18 protein-coding genes are annotated in these 18,818 nt (G+C 57.8%); 8 read left to right on the top strand and 10 right to left on the bottom strand.

Going from position 1 to position 18,818, the window contains the following annotated elements; translation table 11 throughout:
• Nucleotides 1-162: 162 nt before the first annotated feature.
• On the top strand, nt 163-765 hold the full coding sequence (locus BUE92_RS07170) for a peroxiredoxin (RefSeq protein WP_003172097.1): 603 nt from the start codon (nt 163-165) through the stop codon (nt 763-765).
• A gap of 66 nt (nt 766-831) precedes the next feature.
• Here BUE92_RS07170 and rnt read toward each other — a convergent pair whose 3' ends face one another.
• Together rnt and pyrC are read right to left on the bottom strand one after the other, a co-directional pair.
• On the bottom strand, nt 832-1,503 hold the full coding sequence (rnt, locus tag BUE92_RS07165) for a ribonuclease T (protein ID WP_003188980.1): 672 nt from the start codon (nt 1,501-1,503) through the stop codon (nt 832-834).
• The gene (pyrC, locus tag BUE92_RS07160; protein ID WP_073522784.1) at nt 1,500-2,546 is read right to left on the bottom strand and encodes a dihydroorotase; all 1,047 of its coding nucleotides are present in this window, start codon (nt 2,544-2,546) and stop codon (nt 1,500-1,502) included. The genes rnt and pyrC overlap by 4 nt, the downstream gene beginning before the upstream one ends.
• A 156-nt stretch (nt 2,547-2,702) precedes the next feature.
• On the opposite strand from pyrC, the gene BUE92_RS07155 reads away from it, so the two are divergent.
• The 3 genes from BUE92_RS07155 (at nt 2,703) to BUE92_RS07145 (ending at nt 6,205) form a co-directional block, all read left to right on the top strand.
• Entirely contained in the window at nt 2,703-3,611 is a 909-nt protein-coding gene (locus tag BUE92_RS07155; protein ID WP_073522782.1) for a flagellar protein MotY, read from the top strand.
• Between the two features lie 129 nt (nt 3,612-3,740).
• Entirely contained in the window at nt 3,741-4,958 is a 1,218-nt protein-coding gene (locus BUE92_RS07150) for an argininosuccinate synthase (RefSeq protein ID WP_003188984.1), read from the top strand.
• Between the two features lie 614 nt (nt 4,959-5,572).
• Complete coding sequence (locus BUE92_RS07145) at nt 5,573-6,205, top strand: response regulator transcription factor (RefSeq protein ID WP_003188986.1); 633 nt, start codon at nt 5,573-5,575, stop codon at nt 6,203-6,205.
• Between the two features lie 83 nt (nt 6,206-6,288).
• Here BUE92_RS07145 and BUE92_RS07140 read toward each other — a convergent pair whose 3' ends face one another.
• The 4 genes from BUE92_RS07140 to metG form a co-directional block, all read right to left on the bottom strand.
• Nucleotides 6,289-6,471 carry a PA3496 family putative envelope integrity protein gene (locus BUE92_RS07140; RefSeq protein WP_003188987.1) on the bottom strand — a complete coding sequence of 61 codons (183 nt, stop codon included), beginning with the start codon at nt 6,469-6,471 and terminating at the stop codon, nt 6,289-6,291.
• 107 nt (nt 6,472-6,578) lie between these two features.
• Nucleotides 6,579-7,217 (bottom strand): endonuclease III, encoded by a 639-nt coding sequence (gene nth / locus BUE92_RS07135; protein WP_003188989.1) that lies wholly within the window; start codon nt 7,215-7,217, stop codon nt 6,579-6,581.
• Between the two features lie 60 nt (nt 7,218-7,277).
• The gene (gene rsxB, locus BUE92_RS07130) at nt 7,278-8,246 is read right to left on the bottom strand and encodes an electron transport complex subunit RsxB (protein WP_073522779.1); all 969 of its coding nucleotides are present in this window, start codon (nt 8,244-8,246) and stop codon (nt 7,278-7,280) included.
• A gap of 88 nt (nt 8,247-8,334) precedes the next feature.
• A complete protein-coding gene (gene metG, locus BUE92_RS07125) occupies nt 8,335-10,386 on the bottom strand; it encodes a methionine--tRNA ligase (RefSeq protein WP_073522777.1) in 2,052 nt (683 codons plus the stop codon).
• Between the two features lie 172 nt (nt 10,387-10,558).
• Between metG and apbC the strand changes: the two genes are divergently transcribed.
• A complete protein-coding gene (gene apbC / locus BUE92_RS07120) occupies nt 10,559-11,653 on the top strand; it encodes an iron-sulfur cluster carrier protein ApbC (RefSeq protein WP_034135812.1) in 1,095 nt (364 codons plus the stop codon).
• Nucleotides 11,654-12,177: 524 nt separating this feature from the next.
• On the opposite strand, the gene fdxA is transcribed toward apbC, so the two are convergent.
• From fdxA to BUE92_RS07100, 4 genes are all read right to left on the bottom strand, one after another.
• Complete coding sequence (gene fdxA / locus BUE92_RS07115) at nt 12,178-12,501, bottom strand: ferredoxin FdxA (protein WP_073522774.1); 324 nt, start codon at nt 12,499-12,501, stop codon at nt 12,178-12,180.
• Nucleotides 12,502-12,643: 142 nt separating this feature from the next.
• Nucleotides 12,644-15,235: a DNA mismatch repair protein MutS gene (gene mutS / locus BUE92_RS07110; RefSeq protein WP_073522772.1), complete on the bottom strand. Its 2,592-nt coding sequence runs from the start codon at nt 15,233-15,235 to the stop codon at nt 12,644-12,646.
• Nucleotides 15,236-15,526: 291 nt separating this feature from the next.
• Entirely contained in the window at nt 15,527-15,898 is a 372-nt protein-coding gene (locus BUE92_RS07105) for a hypothetical protein (RefSeq protein WP_032893301.1), read from the bottom strand.
• A complete protein-coding gene (locus BUE92_RS07100) occupies nt 15,891-16,379 on the bottom strand; it encodes a Panacea domain-containing protein (protein ID WP_073522771.1) in 489 nt (162 codons plus the stop codon). Before BUE92_RS07100 ends, BUE92_RS07105 begins: the two co-directional genes overlap by 8 nt.
• Before the next feature lie 223 nt (nt 16,380-16,602).
• Between BUE92_RS07100 and BUE92_RS07095 the strand changes: the two genes are divergently transcribed.
• The 3 genes from BUE92_RS07095 (at nt 16,603) to BUE92_RS07085 (ending at nt 18,815) form a co-directional block, all read left to right on the top strand.
• Nucleotides 16,603-17,346, top strand: a complete 744-nt coding sequence (locus BUE92_RS07095) for a LexA family transcriptional regulator (RefSeq protein ID WP_178380692.1) — start codon at nt 16,603-16,605, stop codon at nt 17,344-17,346.
• Nucleotides 17,347-17,937: 591 nt separating this feature from the next.
• Nucleotides 17,938-18,276 carry a phage holin family protein gene (locus BUE92_RS07090; RefSeq protein WP_005785384.1) on the top strand — a complete coding sequence of 113 codons (339 nt, stop codon included), beginning with the start codon at nt 17,938-17,940 and terminating at the stop codon, nt 18,274-18,276.
• A 23-nt stretch (nt 18,277-18,299) separates the two neighbouring features.
• A complete protein-coding gene (locus BUE92_RS07085) occupies nt 18,300-18,815 on the top strand; it encodes a hypothetical protein (protein WP_073522770.1) in 516 nt (171 codons plus the stop codon).
• The last annotated feature ends 3 nt before the right edge of the window (nt 18,816-18,818 follow it).

Below are 18,818 nucleotides of genomic sequence, written 5' to 3'. Positions count from 1 at the left end.
GGCATTTCGGGGGGAATTGCCCGTGCGCTGACGAACGGTTTTTTCGGTGTATGATGGTCGGTCTTCACGAAGCGTGATTGCGTCATATTTCTGTCTGTTTCCACAGGCAGACTCGACCGGTCCTTTTACTTCAATCGTCACCCCTATATCAGGAGATATCCAATGAGCGTACTCGTCGGTAAACAAGCCCCGGATTTCGACGTACCAGCCGTCCTCGGCAATGGCGAAATCGTAGACAGCTTCAAACTGTCTGAAGCCATCAAAGGCAAATACGGCCTGGTGTTCTTCTACCCGCTGGACTTCACCTTCGTCTGCCCTTCGGAGTTGATCGCCCTGGACCACCGCATGGACGATTTCAAGGCGCGCAACGTTGAAGTGGTCGCGGTTTCCATCGACTCCCATTTCACCCACAACGCCTGGCGCAACACCGCCATCAACGACGGCGGCATCGGTAAAGTCAAATACACCATGGCTGCCGACATGAAGCACGACATCGCCAAGGCCTACGACGTTGAGTCCGAAGGCGGCGTGGCGTTCCGTGGCGCGTTCCTGATCGACGACAAGGGCGTTGTGCGCTCGCAGATCATCAACGACCTGCCGCTGGGCCGTAACATGGAAGAGCTGATCCGTCTGGTCGACGCGCTGCAATTCCACGAAGAGCACGGCGAAGTCTGCCCTGCCAACTGGAAAAAAGGCGACAAAGGCATGAACGCTTCGCCAGAAGGCGTTGCGGCTTACCTGACCGAGAACGCTGGCAAGCTGTAAGCCAACGTCACGGTACAAAAAAACCGGCCTGAAAAAGGCCGGTTTTTTTATGCGCGGGATTTGACTTCAGTCGTTGAAGTCTTCCCAGCCGCCCATCTGTTTCCACCGATTGACGATGCCGCAGAACAGCTCGGCGGTCTTCTCGGTATCGTAGCGGGCCGAGTGGGCTTCACGCCCGTCAAAGTCGATACCGGCCGCCTGGCAGGCTTTGGCCAGAACGGTCTGACCGTAGGCCAGGCCGGCGAGCGTTGCGGTGTCGAAACTGGAGAACGGATGAAACGGGTTGCGCTTCATGTCCAACCGCGCCACGGCGGCGTTCAGGAAGCCCAGGTCGAAACTGCTGTTGTGACCGACGAGGATCGCACGTTTGCAGCCATTGGCCTTCAATGCCTTGCGCACGCCACGGAAGATATCGGTCAGCGCCGCTTCTTCACTTACCGCCATGCGCAGTGGGTGGTCGAGCTTGATACCGGTGAATTCCAGGGCAGCGGCTTCGATATTGGCGCCTTCAAACGGCTCGACGCGGAAGAAATGGGTGTGTTCCGGGTACACAAAGCCCTGTTCGTCCATGCCGATGGTGGTTGCGGCGATTTCCAGCAAGGCGTCGGTGGCGCAGTTGAAACCACCGGTTTCTACGTCGATGACAACCGGCAGATAACCGCGAAAACGCTCGGCCATCGGATGGCGCGAGCCGCCACCGCCGTGCTCTTGTTCGTCGTCGTAATGGTCTTCACTCACTTGCTTTCCTCCAGCAGGCGCCAGCGCAGTGTTTCACCGGCGCGCAGCGGGATAACGGTCAGCTCGCCAAAAGGCAGGCTGGCAGGGGCGGTCCAATCTTCACGAACCAGGGTAATGCGGTCGGTATTCGCCGGCAGGCCGTAGAAACGGGGGCCGTTGAGGCTGGCGAAACCTTCGAGTTTGTCCAGCGCGTTACGCTGTTCGAACGCTTCGGCGTACAACTCGATAGCGGCAAACGCGGTGTAGCAGCCGGCACAGCCGCATGCAGCTTCCTTGGCGTGCTGGGCGTGTGGCGCAGAGTCGGTGCCGAGGAAGAACTTCGGGCTGCCGCTGGTGGCGGCATCCAGCAGTGCCACCTGGTGGGTGTTGCGCTTGAGGATCGGCAGGCAATAGAAATGCGGTCGAATCCCGCCCACCAGCATGTGGTTGCGGTTGTAGAGCAGGTGATGAGCGGTGATGGTCGCGCCAACGTTGGCCGACGCTTCGCTGACGAACTGCACCGCATCGGCGGTGGTGATGTGTTCAAACACCACTTTGAGCGTAGGGAACAGCTCGACCACACGACGCATGTGTTCATCGATGAAGATTTTTTCGCGATCGAACACATCCACGTCGCCACGGGTGACTTCCCCGTGGATCAGCAATGGCATGCCGACCTCCGCCATGGCTTCGATCGCCGGCAGGATCTTGTCGATACTGGTTACACCGGAATCGGAGTTGGTGGTCGCGCCCGCCGGGTAAAGCTTGGCAGCGTGCACATGACCGCTGGCCTTGGCCTCACGGATTTCTTCAGGCTGGGTGCGGTCGGTCAGGTAGAGCACCATCAACGGTTCGAAGCGGCTGCCGGCCGGTCGTGCAGCGAGGATGCGCTGGCGATAGGCGTCGGCTTCTGCGGCATTGCGCACCGGAGGTACCAGGTTAGGCATGATAATGGCACGGCCAAACGTGCGGGCCACATCGGCCACGGTTTGGGGTAACGCAGCACCATCGCGAAGATGAATATGCCAGTCGTCGGGACGCAGCAGGGTCAGGCGGTCGGACATTGGGGATTCCAGGCGGGTCAATCTGGTGGGAATGCTACCGGAAAAGACTCTTGCAGGCACTCGCTATCAAGTTTTGCCGGATGCTACCGATATCTCCGGGTATGCCTTAACGATGTATGACGCTTTGAAGTGTTGTAGAAACCTGTGGAGCCTCCCGTGCGCCAGTATTATCTAGCCCTGCTCAGTGTGTTCGCCAGCCTGCCTGCGGCGGCCCTCACGTTCCAGACACGTCTGGAGAATATTGAGTGGAAGGTAGAGGGCGATCAGTTCGAGTGCCGCCTCACCCAGCCGATCACCGATTTCGGTTCCGGTGAGTTCGTGCGCCGGGCCGGCGAGCAGGCGACGTTTCGTCTGAAAACCTATGGCAGCACCCTTGGCGCCGGCTCGGCAACCTTATTGGCCGCGGCCGCGCCGTGGCAGCCGGGCCGAGGTGATATCAACCTTGGGGCCGTGCGTGTCGGCAGCGGAGACGTGCTGTTCAATAGCTCCCAGGCCCAGGCTGGCCGCCTGTTCACGGGTTTGCTTGAAGGGCGCAGCCCGACCGTGCGGCATTACGGGCGTCAAGGCGGCTACTCGGAAATTCGCCTGCTGCCTGTGAAGTTCAACAAGGCGTATAACGATTATCAGGTGTGCACCACCAAGCTGCTGCCCATGAATTACGACCAGGTCAAACAGACCGAAGTGGGCTTCCCCGGTGGTGGTATTGAGCTGGACGCGGCGGCCAAGAAGAAGTTGTCGGTGATCCTGACATTCATGAAAGCCGATCCCACGGTCAATCACGTCGAGTTGAACGGCCATTCCGACAACAGTGGCAACCGCCTGACCAACCGCGACGTCTCACGGCGCCGCGCCCTGGCGGTAATGGATTACTTCAAGGCCAACGGCATCCAGGAATCGCAGATCACGATGCGCTTCCATGGCGAAAGCTACCCCTTGGCACCCAACACTAATGCCGCCAACCGCGCACGTAACCGCCGTGTGAATATTCAGCTTGAGCGGGTGGCTACCCCAGATAAACCGGCGCCTCAGGCCACTGCGCCGAGCAACCCGGCGGCTACCTCATAAGAGGCGACCATCGGTCGCCCACTCGACATAATCTGTCGCTTTATCTTCATTTGCTGTCGCGCCCCTGTAATTTCACGGTTTTGATCGGTAGAATCGTCGCCTTTCCGTACAACCCCGTGGAGTGATGGCATGGCCGACGTAAACAAGGTCGTTCTCGCGTATTCCGGCGGCCTGGACACTTCGGTGATCCTCAAGTGGCTGCAGGATACTTATAACTGTGAAGTGGTGACCTTCACCGCTGACCTGGGTCAGGGTGAAGAGGTCGAACCTGCACGTGCCAAGGCGCAAGCCATGGGCGTGAAAGAGATCTACATTGACGACCTGCGCGAAGAGTTCGTCCGCGATTTCGTTTTCCCGATGTTTCGCGCCAACACTGTCTACGAAGGTGAGTACCTGCTGGGTACCTCCATCGCACGTCCGCTGATCGCCAAGCGCCTGATCGAGATCGCCAACGAAACGGGCGCCGACGCCATTTCTCACGGCGCCACCGGCAAGGGCAACGACCAGGTACGTTTCGAACTGGGTGCCTACGCACTCAAGCCAGGCGTTAAGGTCATTGCGCCGTGGCGTGAATGGGACCTGCTGTCCCGTGAAAAGCTGATGGATTACGCTGAAAAGCACGCTATTCCGATCGAGCGCCATGGCAAGAAGAAGTCGCCGTACTCGATGGACGCCAACCTGCTGCACATTTCCTATGAAGGCGGCGTGCTGGAAGACACCTGGACCGAGCACGAAGAAGATATGTGGAAATGGACGGTCTCCCCGGAGAACGCTCCAGACAAGGCGCAGTACCTGGAACTGACTTACCGCAACGGCGATATCGTTGCGCTGGACGGCGTTGAAATGACCCCGGCCACCGTACTGGCGACTCTGAACCGTATCGGCGGCCAGCATGGTATCGGCCGTCTCGACATCGTCGAGAACCGTTATGTTGGCATGAAGTCCCGTGGCTGCTATGAAACCCCAGGCGGCACCATCATGCTGCGCGCCCACCGCGCCATCGAATCCATCACCCTGGACCGCGAAGTCGCGCACCTCAAAGACGAGCTGATGCCCAAGTACGCCAGCCTGATCTACACCGGTTACTGGTGGAGCCCTGAGCGTCTGATGCTGCAACAGATGATCGACGCCTCCCAGGCTCACGTGAACGGTGTCGTGCGCCTGAAGCTGTACAAGGGCAACGTGATCGTCACCGGTCGCAAGTCCGATGAGTCGCTGTTCGACTCCAACATCGCCACCTTCGAAGAAGACGGCGGCGCCTACAATCAGGCGGACGCGGCAGGCTTCATCAAGTTGAACGCATTGCGCATGCGTATTGCTGCCAACAAGGGCCGCTCGTTGTTCTGAGTCCTGCGCCTGTTGTGAAAAAAATGGCTCCTTGTGCAAAGGGGCCATTTTTTTTGCCTGGCATTTTTAATGCAGCGCTGTTTATTAGTGTTTAGCTTGTGTTTACGGGTTTTTCGTAACTTGTGCGATTGTTTTCCTGTTTTTTTGACTTTTTAAGGCTGAATGATTTTTTACATCTGAGCAGGAACTATGTCTGACAGAAAATTCACTCATGTAGTTGCAAGTGATGCGTGAGATGTTGAATTTTCTGTAGGAATTATGGAAGTGCCAAAATATGTTAAATGGAACTAATGCGAACGGTTTTTCCGGCTCGGTTTGCGTGCGTTATTGCGACAAACAAGGGGCATTTCCTGAAAGTCCTGTGCGGCACGTTTACCCTCAGGGGCTCATACCCAAGACATTTCACTCAAAATATGTACCCGTCGAGAAAGGTCTGAAAGCAACCATAAAGCTCTATGCATCTAAGTTGGCGTTTTTTTGTAGGCTGATTCCTATCTTCTTGTGGGTTGGGTCTCTGCCTGCTCTTGCTCGGGGGGGAATGCTATGCCAACTAGTAATCGACTAGGCTATTGTGTTTGCTCTAAATAATTCGAACAGCGAAATTGGACTTTCTCATGAATAAAGTGCTGATCGTGGATGATCATCCCGTCATTCGTCTTGCTGTGCGCATGCTAATGGAACGTCATGGTTATGAGGTCGTTGCCGAGACTGATAACGGTGTCGATGCGTTGCAACTTGCACGGGAACATATGCCGGATATTGTGATATTGGATATCGGAATCCCCAAGCTCGACGGCTTGGAAGTTATTTGTCGGCTGGCTTCGACCAAGCAAGCCGTCTCGTTCAAGGTGCTGGTGCTGACGTCCCAGGCGCCTGGCCATTTTTCCATGCGCTGCATGCAGGCGGGTGCCGCCGGCTATGTGTGCAAGCAGCAGGATCTGACAGAGTTGCTCAGCGCCATCAAGGCGGTGCTTTCCGGCTATAGCTATTTCCCGAACCAGGCGCTCAACTCAGTGCGGTCAACCATGGGCAATGCCAGTGAAGCCGATATGGTCGAACGCTTGTCGGGGCGGGAGATGATGGTGCTGCAGCAACTGGCCCGTGGCAAAACCAACAAGGAAATTGCCGATGGCATGTTCCTCAGCAACAAAACCGTCAGTACCTACAAGACGCGCTTGCTGCTCAAGCTCAATGCCAGGTCCCTCGTGGACCTGATCGAACTGGCCCAGCGCAACGGCCTGGTCTAGGAGGATATTGCACCCCTTGAATACCCGTGTAACCGGCAGAAAAAAGCCTCCGTCAGGGAGGCTTCCGGCCGTCAACGGCTCGATCAGAAATCGAAGTCGTAATCGGCCAGCTGTTTTTGCAAGCGTCGCTCTTCCAGAAGATTGTCGATAGTGCGGCGTTTGCTTAAATTGGTCTTGGCCACCTCTGCCACAGGTGCCTCTACCACATCGTCATCCGACTCAACGAGGTCGTCTTCCACTTCCAGTTGTTCGTTGCCAGCGCTCATAAGGTCAACTCCAGGCTCAGACTGCCATTGGGGCTCCTTATAGCGATAATCCGCGAACGGGTAAAAAAGATTTTTTCAATCGCCTGATCACAAAAACCAATGATCGCTCAATCGTCGGAGGTTTTGTCCTTGTATTCGCACAAATCTTCGATACGGCAGCTGCCGCAGCGCGGCTTGCGAGCCTGGCAAACATAGCGTCCGTGCAGGATCAGCCAATGATGGGAGTCGAGCAGATAGGGCTTGGGCACGAACTTCATCAATTGCTTTTCTACCTCAACCACATTTTTGCCCCGCGCAATGCCGGTTCGGTTGCTGACGCGGAAAATGTGTGTATCCACCGCCATGGTCAGCTGCCGAAATGCCGTATTGAGCACCACGTTAGCCGTTTTACGGCCCACGCCAGGCAAGGCTTCGAGGGCTTCGCGGGTTTGTGGTACCTCGCCTCCATGCAGCTCTAACAGCAGGCGGCACGTCTCGATCACGTTCTTGGCCTTGCTGTTATATAAGCCGATGGTCTTGATGTATTCGGACAGGCCTTCCACACCCAGCGCGTAAATCGCGGCGGGTGTATTGGCCACGGGGTACAGCTTCGCCGTGGCCTTGTTAACGCCAACGTCCGTGGACTGAGCCGAAAGGATCACCGCAATCAGTAATTCGAACGGTGAGGAGTAGGCCAGTTCGGTTTTCGGTTCCGGATTGTCTTCATGGAACCTGCGGAAGATTTCCAGGCGCTTTGCGGCATTCATAGGGTCAGACGTTTCCTTGCAGGCGGTCGGCGTGATGTTAGCAATACACAGCGCAATGGGTCAGCCGTTGGCCTCGGCATCTTGCAGCGTTTGCTCGGCGTCATTCAATGCGGCTTTCAAGGTTGCCAATTGATGCTCGTCAGCATGGTGATCCTGAGCCTTTTTCAGCGCTGCACGGCGCATGGCCAGCTGGATTTTTGCGCGCTTGAACTCGGCGCTTTTAGTGGCCGTCTTTGGTGGCTGCGGTGAGCTGTTGGCCTCCAGTGCGGCAAGCGCCTGCTCGGACGCCTCGAACTGTCGCTGCAGCATAATCAATTGCGACTGTTGCTCAAAGGTCGGCGGATGCCCAAACGCTTTCAAGGATTTGTGCAACTGAGCGCGACTCATGGCGACACTGCTTTTGGCCTGCTTGATCGCAGCGTCCTGAGCGCCCTGAGTGTTATCGACCGGTGCCACCTCCATCGGCGCTGTGCGCTTGGCTCGTGCCAGGCGTTCGGCGAGCTTGCAAGCTTCTTCACGTTGCAGGCGGGCGTTACGTTGTTCGAAGCGCCGCCCCGCCCGGGCGCGTTTGAGGTCGCGTGCGCGCCGTTCATCATCGTTGCTGGCCAAGTCACCGACGATAGGCACAACGTCAGCAACTGGGCGCATCTCGATACAGTCGACAGGGCAGGGCGCAACACACAGGTCGCAACCGGTGCACTCGTCGACAATCACGGTGTGCATCAACTTGGCGGCACCCACAATGGCGTCTACCGGGCAGGCCTGGATGCATTTGGTACAGCCGATGCATTCGGCCTCGCGGATATAGGCGACTTGCGCAGGCGCATCTCCACGGCTGGTGTCCAGCTCCAGTACCGGCAGGCGCAGCAGTTGCGCGAGCCCGGCAATGGTTTCCCGCCCACCGGGCGGGCACTTGTTGATGGCTTCGCCTTTAGCGATGCCTTCTGCGTAGGGCTTGCAACCCGGGTGCCCGCACTTGCCGCATTGAGTCTGCGGCAGCAGCGCGTCGATACGTTGAATGAGGTTCATGCTGTGATCATAGCGTTGACGCCCGGCCCAGGGAGGAGGGCAAGCTGAGAAGCCCCGCCGTTAGCAACAGCGGGGCATTTTGCAGAGGTTACTTGATGCGCTGACCCGGCTTGGCGCCGCTGTCCGGGCTCAGCAGATAGATTTCTTCGCCGCCGGGGCCGGCTGCCATCACCATGCCTTCGGAAATGCCAAACTTCATTTTCCGTGGCTTGAGGTTGGCGATCATCATGGTCAGGCGACCATCGAGCTTGGACGGGTCCGGGTAAGCGCTCTTGATGCCGGAGAACACGTTGCGCTGTTCGTCACCGATATCCAGCGTCAGGCGCAGTAGCTTGTCGGCACCTTCCACGGCTTCGGCCTTGATGATCAGCGCCACGCGCAGGTCCACGGCGGCAAAGGCGTCGAAATCGATTTCCGGGGAGATCGGGTCCTTGGCCAGCTCGCCATTGCCCGCCGGCGCGGATTGGCCGGTATCGGTCTGGCTGGCAACCAGGTCTTCTTTCGAAGCGTCGGTCATGGCCTGGACTTTCACCGGGTCAATCCGGGTCATCAAGGGCTTGAACGCGTTCAACTCATGATTGCCGAGCAAGGTGGTGTGATCGTTCCAGCTCAACGGCGCCACGTTGAGGAACGCCTCGGCATCAGCGGCCAACAATGGCAGCACCGGCTTGAGGAAGATCACCAACTGGCGGAACAGGTTGACCCCGGTGGCGCAGATCGCCTGAACTTCAGCTTCCTTGCCTTCCTGCTTGTTCAGCGACCACGGCGCCTTGTCGGCGATCCAGGCGTTGGCGCGGTCGGCCAGGCCCATGATCTCGCGCATGGCGCGGGCAAAGTCGCGGGCTTCATAAGCGTCGGCGATGCTCGGCGCGGCGGCCAGGAAGGCGTCGGTCAGTTCCGGTGCGGCGTTCTCGGCTACCAATACACCGGCGTTGCCCTTGTGTATAAACCCGGCGCAACGGCTAGCGATGTTGACGACTTTACCCACCAGGTCCGAGTTGACCTTTTGTACGAAGTCTTCCAGGTTCAGGTCCAGGTCGTCGACGCCACGGCCCAGCTTGGACGCGTAGTAATAGCGCAGGTATTCCGGCGACAGGTGGTCCAGGTAGGTGCGCGCTTTGATAAAGGTGCCACGGGACTTGGACATTTTCTGGCCGTTGACCGTCAGGTAGCCGTGCACGGCAATGCCGGTCGGCTTGCGGTAGCCCGAGCCTTCAAGCATTGCTGGCCAGAACAGCGCGTGGAAGTTGACGATGTCCTTGCCGATGAAGTGGTACAGCTCGGCGGTGGAGTCCTTGCCCCAGAACGCGTCGAAGTCCAACTCCGGGGTGCGGTCGCACAGGTTCTTGAAGCTCGCCATGTAGCCGATCGGCGCGTCCAGCCAAACATAGAAATACTTGCCCGGCTCGCCCGGAATCTCGAAGCCGAAGTACGGCGCGTCGCGGGAGATGTCCCACTGCTGCAGGCCACTGTCGAGCCATTCGGAGAGTTTGTTGGCCACGGCGTCCTGCAAGGTGCCGCTGCGAGTCCAGGTTTGCAGCATTTGCTGGAAGTCCGGGAGTTTGAAGAAGAAGTGCTGCGAGTCCTTGAGCACCGGAGTGGCGCCGGAGATCGCTGACTTGGGATCCTTCAAGTCGGTCGGTGCGTAGGTCGCACCGCATTTTTCGCAGTTGTCGCCGTACTGGTCTTCGGTGCCGCATTTCGGGCAGGTGCCCTTGATGAAACGGTCGGCCAGGAACATTTTCTTTTCCGGGTCGAAATACTGGGTCACCGAACGTTGGTCGATGTGCCCGGCTTCCTTCAACCGCAGGTAGATCTGGCTCGACAGCTCGCGGTTTTCTTCGGAGTGGGTCGAGTGGAAATTGTCGAAGTCCACCAGGAACTCGGCAAAGTCGGCGCTGTGTTCAGCCTGCACATTGGCGATCAGTTGTTCCGGGGTGATGCCTTCCTTTTCGGCGCGCAACATGATGGCCGAACCGTGGGCGTCGTCCGCGCAGACATAAATGCATTGATTGCCGCGATGCTTCTGGAAGCGCACCCACATATCGGTCTGGATGTACTCAAGCATATGGCCAAGATGGATCGAACCATTGGCATAGGGCAGGGCGCTGGTGACGAGGATCTTGCGTGGCTCGGACATGGGGCTCGGCTACTTGATGAAACGGAGGTCGGCCACTATAAAGCGCCGGGAAATTTATTTCACCCCGTGACGCTGTTTCAGAATCTTCCGTACCTTCGAAAGCATGCCGTTCGGCGGCTGGAACGGTTAGGATAGCCGCCTGTTTCAGTCAGTCTTTTTTCGGGAGTAGCCCATGAGCGCCGTCAATCGCGCAGCGGTGGAAGCCGTTCTTCGCCAGTACACCGACCCTTATTTGAACCAGGACCCGGTCAGTGCCGGCTGTGTGCGTGCCATCGAGGTCCAGGGCGACCAGGTGTCGGTGCAGTTGCAACTGGGTTATGCCGCGGGTTTGTTCAAAAGCGGTTGGGCGCAGATGCTGCAAATGGCCATCGAGGGCCTGGACGGTGTGGGTTCGGCCAAGGTCGACATCCAATGCGTGATCGCGCCGCACAAGGCCCAGGCGCAGATCCCGGGCCTGGCCAACGTCAAGAACGTGGTGGCGGTAGCTTCCGGCAAGGGCGGCGTGGGCAAATCCACCACCGCGGCCAACCTGGCCCTGGCCCTGGCGCGGGAAGGTGCGCGCGTGGGTATTCTCGATGCCGACATCTACGGACCGAGCCAGGGCGTGATGTTCGGCATCGCCGAAGGCACGCGGCCGAAGGTGAAGGATCAGAAATGGTTTGTGCCGATCGAGTCATTGGGGGTGGAAGTGATGTCCATGGCCTTCCTTACCGATGACAACACGCCGATGGTCTGGCGCGGGCCGATGGTCTCCGGTGCGTTGCTGCAACTGGTCACACAAACGGCTTGGGGCGACCTCGACTACCTGGTGATCGACATGCCGCCAGGCACCGGCGACATCCAGTTGACCCTGGCGCAGAAAGTCCCGGTGGCCGGTGCGGTGATTGTCACCACGCCTCAGGACCTTGCGCTACTGGACGCCAGGAAAGGTGTGGAGATGTTTCGCAAGGTCAACATCCCGGTGCTGGGTGTTGTGGAAAACATGGCGGTGCACATCTGTTCCAACTGTGGGCATGCCGAGCATCTGTTCGGTGAGGGCGGGGGTGAGAAGCTTGCTACTCAGTATGGCGTTGAACTGCTTGCATCGTTGCCATTGGCGATGGAGATTCGCGAGCAGGCCGATGGTGGCAAACCTACCGTCGCGGCAGAGGCTGATGGGCAGATCGCGATGATCTATCAGGAATTGGCCCGTCATGTCGGTGCGCGGATTGTTTTGCAGGAAGCGACGGCGCCGGCGATGCCGACCATTACGGTGAGCGACGATTGATTAGGCTTTAACGGTTACGCGAAAAGCCTGACGATCCGTGGTGCTCTCAGGTTTTTCGCGAGCGAGCTCGCTCCTACAGGTGGGGCGCCAATAGGGCTTGTTGCTACTTTGCGTAATGCGCGTGTAAGCATTCGCTTACTTTTTCGTAAGTGTTTGGGTTTTTTAGCGGTTGCGTACGTCTTGTATCGACGAAGCCATTATCTATGTTATTGAAAAATAAAGATTATTCTCGCTCAAACGAGCGGCGATGTTTGTCAGCCTGCCGAGAGCATCGCGTTGAACTTCCCTCGGAACGCTCTAACATCAGCCCTGTGTCCACGGATTGGCACAGCCATCAAGGAACGATGGTTTGAAGGAACGTCGCAGGATGCGATTCATCAGGATGATGAAAAGGAATACAGGGACTAGGGAAAAAATGTGGGCGGGTCATACCGCCCCTTTTTTTTGTCTGTAGAAAAGTGAACGCCTGCCCCAGAAATGCAAAAAAGCCCGCAAGGGGCTTTTTTGGAGGGCTTGCTGTGCTGTCAGCGCTCGAGGTGCGCGATCTTGTCTGGTTTGCCATCCCACTCTGCCGCATCCGGCAACGAGTCTTTCTTTTCCGTAATGTTCGGCCAGATCTCCGCCAGCTCGACGTTCAATTGAATGAATTGCTCCATGCCCGCAGGCACTTCGTCCTCGGAGAAAATCGCGACGGCCGGGCATTCTGGTTCACACAGGGCGCAGTCGATGCACTCATCCGGGTGGATAACCAGGAAATTCGGGCCTTCGTAGAAGCAGTCCACCGGACAGACTTCTACGCAGTCGGTGTACTTGCACTTGATGCAGTTGTCGGTGACGACGAAGGTCATTTCTAATTTTCTCCTCAGGCGGCGGCAGCGAAACCCCTTGTGGTGGGGTTCGCGAGGTTTGAGAGCGATAGTCTGCGGACCAGGCTAAAAGCCCGCAGCATCCCAAACCGCGCGAGATTCTATCAGCTTGCAAGCGTCTGCGTTATATCCGAGTCTTCAGTGCATATAACATTTCGAGTGCTTTACGCGGCGTCAAGTCATCCAGGTCAAGCTTGGCCAACTCATCCAGCACCGGATGGGGCAGGCTGGCGAACATATCGCTCTGGTGCGGCGCTGCAGGTTTCTTGCTGGCCTTGGCCGGGCTGGCGACCACGGTTTCATGGGGCAGAGCCGTAGTTTCCAGGCGGCTGAGGTGTTCGCGGGCGCGGGTGATCACATCATTGGGCACACCGGCCAGTTGCGCCACGGCCAGGCCGTAACTCTGGCTCGCCGGTCCTGGCAGCACATGGTGCAGGAACACGATGCGCTCGTTGTGCTCGGTGGCATTGAGATGCACGTTGGCCACCAGCGGCTCGCTTTCCGGCAACACCGTGAGCTCGAAGTAGTGCGTGGCGAACAGCGTGTACGCACGCAGATGCGCCAAGCGTTCGGCCGCGGCCCAGGCCAGGGACAGGCCGTCGAAGGTGCTGGTACCGCGACCCACTTCGTCCATCAACACCAGGCTGCGTTCGGTGGCGTTGTGCAGAATGTTGGCGGTTTCGCTCATTTCCACCATAAAGGTCGAACGGCCACCGGCCAGGTCATCGCTGGAGCCGATCCGCGTGAAAATGCGGTCCACCAGGGACAATTCGCAACTGGCTGCCGGTACGAAACTGCCGATATGCGCCAACAACACGATCAACGCGGTCTGGCGCATGTAGGTGGATTTACCACCCATGTTCGGACCGGTGATCACCAACATGCGGGTATCGTCGTCCAGCGACAGGTCATTGGCGACGAACGGCGTGGTCAGCACCTGCTCTACCACCGGGTGACGACCTTGCACGATGCGCATGCACGGTTCGCTGACAAACCGTGGGCAATTGAGGTCCAGGTTCAGCGCACGTTCGGCGAGGTTGCTCAACACATCCAGCTCCGCCAGGGCGGCGGCGGTGTCTTGCAACGGCGCCAGGCGGCTTATCAAGTCCTCGAGCAAGGCTTCGTAGAGCATCTTTTCCCGCGCCAGGGCGCGGCTTTTGGCTGACAGCGCCTTATCTTCGAACGCTTTGAGCTCAGGGGTGATAAAACGCTCGGCGCCTTTGAGGGTCTGGCGACGTTGATAGTCGATAGGCGCCGACTCCGCCTGCTTGCTCGGCAACTCGATAAAGTAGCCATGCACGCGGTTGTAGCCGACCTTCAGGTTAGCCAGGCCCGTACGGGTTTTTTCGCGGGCTTCCAGATCAATCAGAAACTGCCCGGCGTTTTCACTCAGCGATTGCAGCTCATCCAGCTCGCTGTCGTAGCCGGTTTTCAACACGCCGCCGTCACGAATGATCGCTGGCGGGTTGTCGATGATGGCCTTTTCCAGCAACGCTGCGAGGTCTGGATAAGTGCCGGCCGTCACGGCCAGCTGTTGCAGGTGCGGCGTGTCCAGTTCGGTCATCGCGACTTGCAACTGAGGCAGGGCGCTCAAGGCATCGCGCAGGCGAGCCAAGTCACGGGGCCGCGCATTGCGCAGGCCGATCCGCGCGAGGATGCGCTCGATATCGCCGATTTCCTTCAGTTGCGGTTGCAGCTTTTCAAAGCGATAGCCGTCGAGCAGGCAGGTAATGGAAGACTGACGTGCTTGCAGCACAGTCAAATCCCGCAGCGGACGGTTCAACCAACGGGTCAGCAAACGGCTGCCCATGGCGGTCTGGCAACGGTCCACCACCGATTGCAGGGTGTTATCACGCCCACCGGCCAGGTTGGTGTCCAGTTCCAGGTTGCGACGGCTGGCGCCATCGAGCACCACGGTATCGTCCAGACGCTCATGGCGCAGGCTGCGCAAGTGCGGCAGGGCAGTGCGCTGGGTTTCTTTGGCGTAGCTGAGCAAGCAGCCTGCGGCACCGATGGCCAGGGTCAGGGTTTCGCAACCGAAGCCTTTAAGGTCCTGCACCGAGAACTGCTGGCACAGACTTTTCAGCGCCGAATCACGCTCAAAATCCCACGGTGCACGCCGCTTGGTCCCACGACGTTTCTCCGCCGGCAAGTCCTTGGGCCAATCATCCGGAATCAACAACTCCACCGGATTGATACGCTCCAGCTCCGCCAGCAGATTCTCCCAGCCCTTGATCTCCAGCACGCTGAAGTTGCCGCTGGTGATATCCAGCACCGACAGGCCGAACAAACGCTCATCGCCCAACACCGCCGCAATCAGGTTGTCGCGACGCTCATCCAGCAACGCCTCATCACTCACCGTACCCGGCGTAATAATGCGCACTACCTGACGCTCCACCGGCCCTTTACTGGTGGCCGGGTCGCCGATCTGCTCACAGATCACCACCGACTCACCCAGCTTCACCAGCTTGACCAGATAGCCTTCCAACGAGTGGTAAGGAATCCCACACATCGGAATCGACTGCCCCGCCGACTGCCCGCGCGCGGTCAGGGTGATGTCCAGCAGCTTGGCGGCCTTCTTCGCGTCTTCATAGAAGATCTCGTAGAAGTCGCCCATGCGATAGAACATCAACTGGTCAGGGTGCTGGTTTTTCAGGCGCCAGTACTGCTGCATCATCGGGGTGTGGGAGGACAGATCGGAGGTGTTTTTACTCATTGGGTAATAGGCAAATTCGTTGAAAGTGATGGGGCAAAGGGGGCGCTTGGCCCAGCATTTTTTGCGATGGCGGCAAGGTTAACACGCGAGGTCGGACCTTCGCAGGTCGCAAGCGGCTAGGTAAACCGCGAAAGCGGTGCCGCCTCAAGAAACACCAACATAGCTGTGGCGGTTTAATCAGGCATTGCAGCAGCGTTAGACAATCCGGTCAGAGCCTCGAAAATTATGAGCTGACTTATGCGCATTCATATCTCAATACGGATAGAAACGCAGATCGTGAATACGATCAGACTATTTGGATCTACGCCCACTGGCCGGAAACAACCCTCTGATCACCCCAAGAAACGCCGCAAACAAGTTGATTGAAGTCGCCGTAGTGATGGCAATCAATACATTGTCCGAGAACGGCGCTTTACCCGAGTAATACGTCGACCACCCATTCCAAACCAAAAGAACTGCCCAGAAGATCACACCGCAGGCGGCGAACCAGAATGCACGTCCCGCATATTTCTTGCGCAGTTGCCGTTCGGCCTTCTGGTCTTTTAAGTTCTGGTTTCTTTCATCGTCGGTGCCTATGGCTTGCTCGCCACCGGCTTGGGTGTCCTGGTCAGGCCCTGCCGCGGGGGGCAGGGTGAGTTCCAGGTTGTCGAGTTCTTCACTCACGGATGCGGCTCTTTGGGTGAATGAGTGTTGCCATGTCTTGCCAGTCGATGGCGGAGCCGTCGGCGCCCCTGAGGGCCCAGGCTGTGCCGTCCTCGTGGGACAGGTTGGACAGTTGGGTGCCGGACCATTTGCCGTATTTGTTAATGATCCGGTCAATCAAACGATGGGTGTAGGTATCGCTCTCGGGAACCCTCGGTGTCACGAAGACAACGTCTTCGGCGTCGGGCTTCAGGTTGCTGAGCAGCGACGTTACCGGACGATTACCGTAGGACTTCAACTCATGGTAAAGCGATGGAATGACCGGGCCATATTGCCAGCGTGCGAAGTGATCATCCATGAGGGGTTGATCCCGCTCGCGCAGGTGCCAGGACTGCGTATAAAACAGCAGTTTTTGCAGCTTCATGGGTGTCAGGCCCGAAAGCTTGCCTTCCTTCGCGCGTTCAATGAAGGCGTTAGCGACAGCTAGCGCTGAATAAGCCATGAGCACCTCCGTCGTTACTGGCTACGTTGTTAAGAGTTTTATACATAGGCCCTGAGTTGTCGACAAGCAAGGTGTCGCCCTGCAGGAATATCAAGGTGGCGCAATAATAGAGCGCGAATAACTGGTTGCATATACAGTATTTTGTTTCAGACTAATTGAAATTGGATGTTTAATGCATAAATATGCAAATTAGCATTTGCCAACCTCAAAAACTCCCGTCACTATCCGCGTTATGCAAAAACGCAACGTTTCTATCGTCTTAAGAGAACTGCTGGATCGCGACCGGATCTCCCCCACGGAGCTTCACCGGCGCACTGGCGTGCCTCAATCCACATTGTCCCGGATCCTCAGCGGCAAGATCGTTGATCCGTCGGATAAACACATCTCCCGTATCGCCGAGTATTTCCGCGTCAGCACTGATTACCTGCGCGGGCGCGCAGCAGTGGGCGCTTTGCGCGATGACGGGCGCGACCCGATGCATTCGGAACTCAAGGACATAAGCCTGTGGGACGACGACACCCCCGTTAATGATGACGAGGTGTCGATCCCCTTTCTGCGCGAGGTTGAATTGGCTGCTGGATCAGGAAGATTCGTCATCGAGGAAAGCGAGAAGGCCAGCCTGCGGTTCGGCAAGCGCAGCCTGCGGCATAATGGTGTGCAGTTCGACCAGGCCAAATGCGTGACGGTACGTGGCAACAGTATGTTGCCGGTATTGCGCGACGGCGCCACGGTGGGGGTGAATGCCGGCAAGAGCGGCATTGGCGATATCGTGGATGGCGACCTGTATGCCATCAATCACAACGGCCAGTTGCGGGTTAAACAGCTCTACCGTCTGCCTTCGGGTATTCGCCTGCGCAGCTTCAACCGTGATGAACACCCCGATGAGGACTACAGCTTCCAGGATATCCAGGACGAGCAGATCAGCATCCTCGGTCATGTTTTCTGGTGGGGCATGTACGCCCGCTAACCTCCACGCGTAAGAAGAAACCCGCCCATGTGCGGGTTTTTTTTCGCCCATAGAAAACCGGCAAAGCCCAAGCCCGCCAGGCTTCGAATGCGTCAGTGCATTCCTATAGCAAAAATAAATGCATTTGTGCATTGACTGTATATGCATACATGCATATTCTTCATCTCAAGCCAGCCAACAAGGCCTGGTGGAGGCGGCAAGGATGCTGCCAAGGAAGACAAGGAAGGCACGCAACATCGGCAAGGACGCCATCGAAGCGATGGCAGGGAGGCCAGGCAACACCGGCAAGGATGCCGACGCTCTTTAGTTTCACACAGCTTCGACAACAGGCAGCGATGAACCGGCCTTAACGGTTCAGAGGGTTGGCAACTGACCCGGGTGTGCAGCGTAAAGCACCAGAAGCAGTTATCCGGCAGACAGGGATCGTGGTCGGAAAAACATCGAGGAAAGGACCGTACCGCGCCAGTAGCGCCGAAAGTCCGAGGACATCATTACTGAAAAGCCCGGGCGACCGGGCTTTTTGGAATGCCTACCTATCAAGCATTTGTAAATGAAATACGGACTATTTATTGCTCAGCCAGGAGGCGTGACATGACAAATGAACAGCAAGCGTTAGCGGAGATGCCTATCTGGCTGGTCATCGTATTGGCAGTGATCGGCGGTGTATCCGGTGAGATGTGGCGGGCCGACAAGGAGGGGGCTCGCGGTTGGTCGCTGATCCGCCGCCTGGCCCTGCGTTCCGGCGCATGCATGGTTTGCGGGGTTTCGGCTTTGATGCTGTGCTACGCCGCCGGCATGTCGATCTGGACCGCCGGCGCCATCGGTTGCCTGACCGCCATGGCCGGTGCCGACGTGGCTATCGGCCTGTATGAGCGCTGGGCGGCCAAGCGCATCGGGATAAACCAAGGCTCCCGCCAGGACCCGCAGTAATTGTTGCAAGGACGCTATTTAAAATGACGCTTATCGAAAAGCCATCCCAACTGCCCCAGGCCGTGGGCGCTGCGCTGCATGCAGCCTTCCCGGACCTCAAGGTCGGCAGTCATCAGGACTTCCAGGGCGACGCAGAAAAAACCGGTGTGCAGGTCACGGTCGAAGGCAATGGCCCGGGCATTCGCTCTCGCGAAGGGCGCAAGGCCCACGTGCTGAGCATTTCACTCAGGGCCATGGTCGCTCCCGGTGCATTGCCGTTCGATGCCTGCGACCTGGCCAGCCAACTGATGGACCTGGTGTTGGATAACCGTTGGAACCTGCCCCAGGCACAGTGTGATTTGCCCGCCAATATCGTCGCCGCTCCGGCTGTGCGCAGCACCCTGGATGCGGACTACGACACCTGGACGGTTTCCTTCACTCAAACCCTCTATCTGGGGCCGGCGTTACTCGAAGATCCCACAGGTCAGCCGCTGTTTGCCTGCACCTGGGAGGTCTCGAACATCGACGACCCGGCCCAATACAAACCACTGGCGGAGTAGCCC

Origin of the sequence: Pseudomonas fluorescens, from assembly GCF_001902145.1 — a bacterium.
GTDB classification, from domain to species: domain Bacteria; phylum Pseudomonadota; class Gammaproteobacteria; order Pseudomonadales; family Pseudomonadaceae; genus Aquipseudomonas; species Aquipseudomonas fluorescens_BV.
This window is presented reverse-complemented; position numbering and strand designations above follow the sequence as displayed.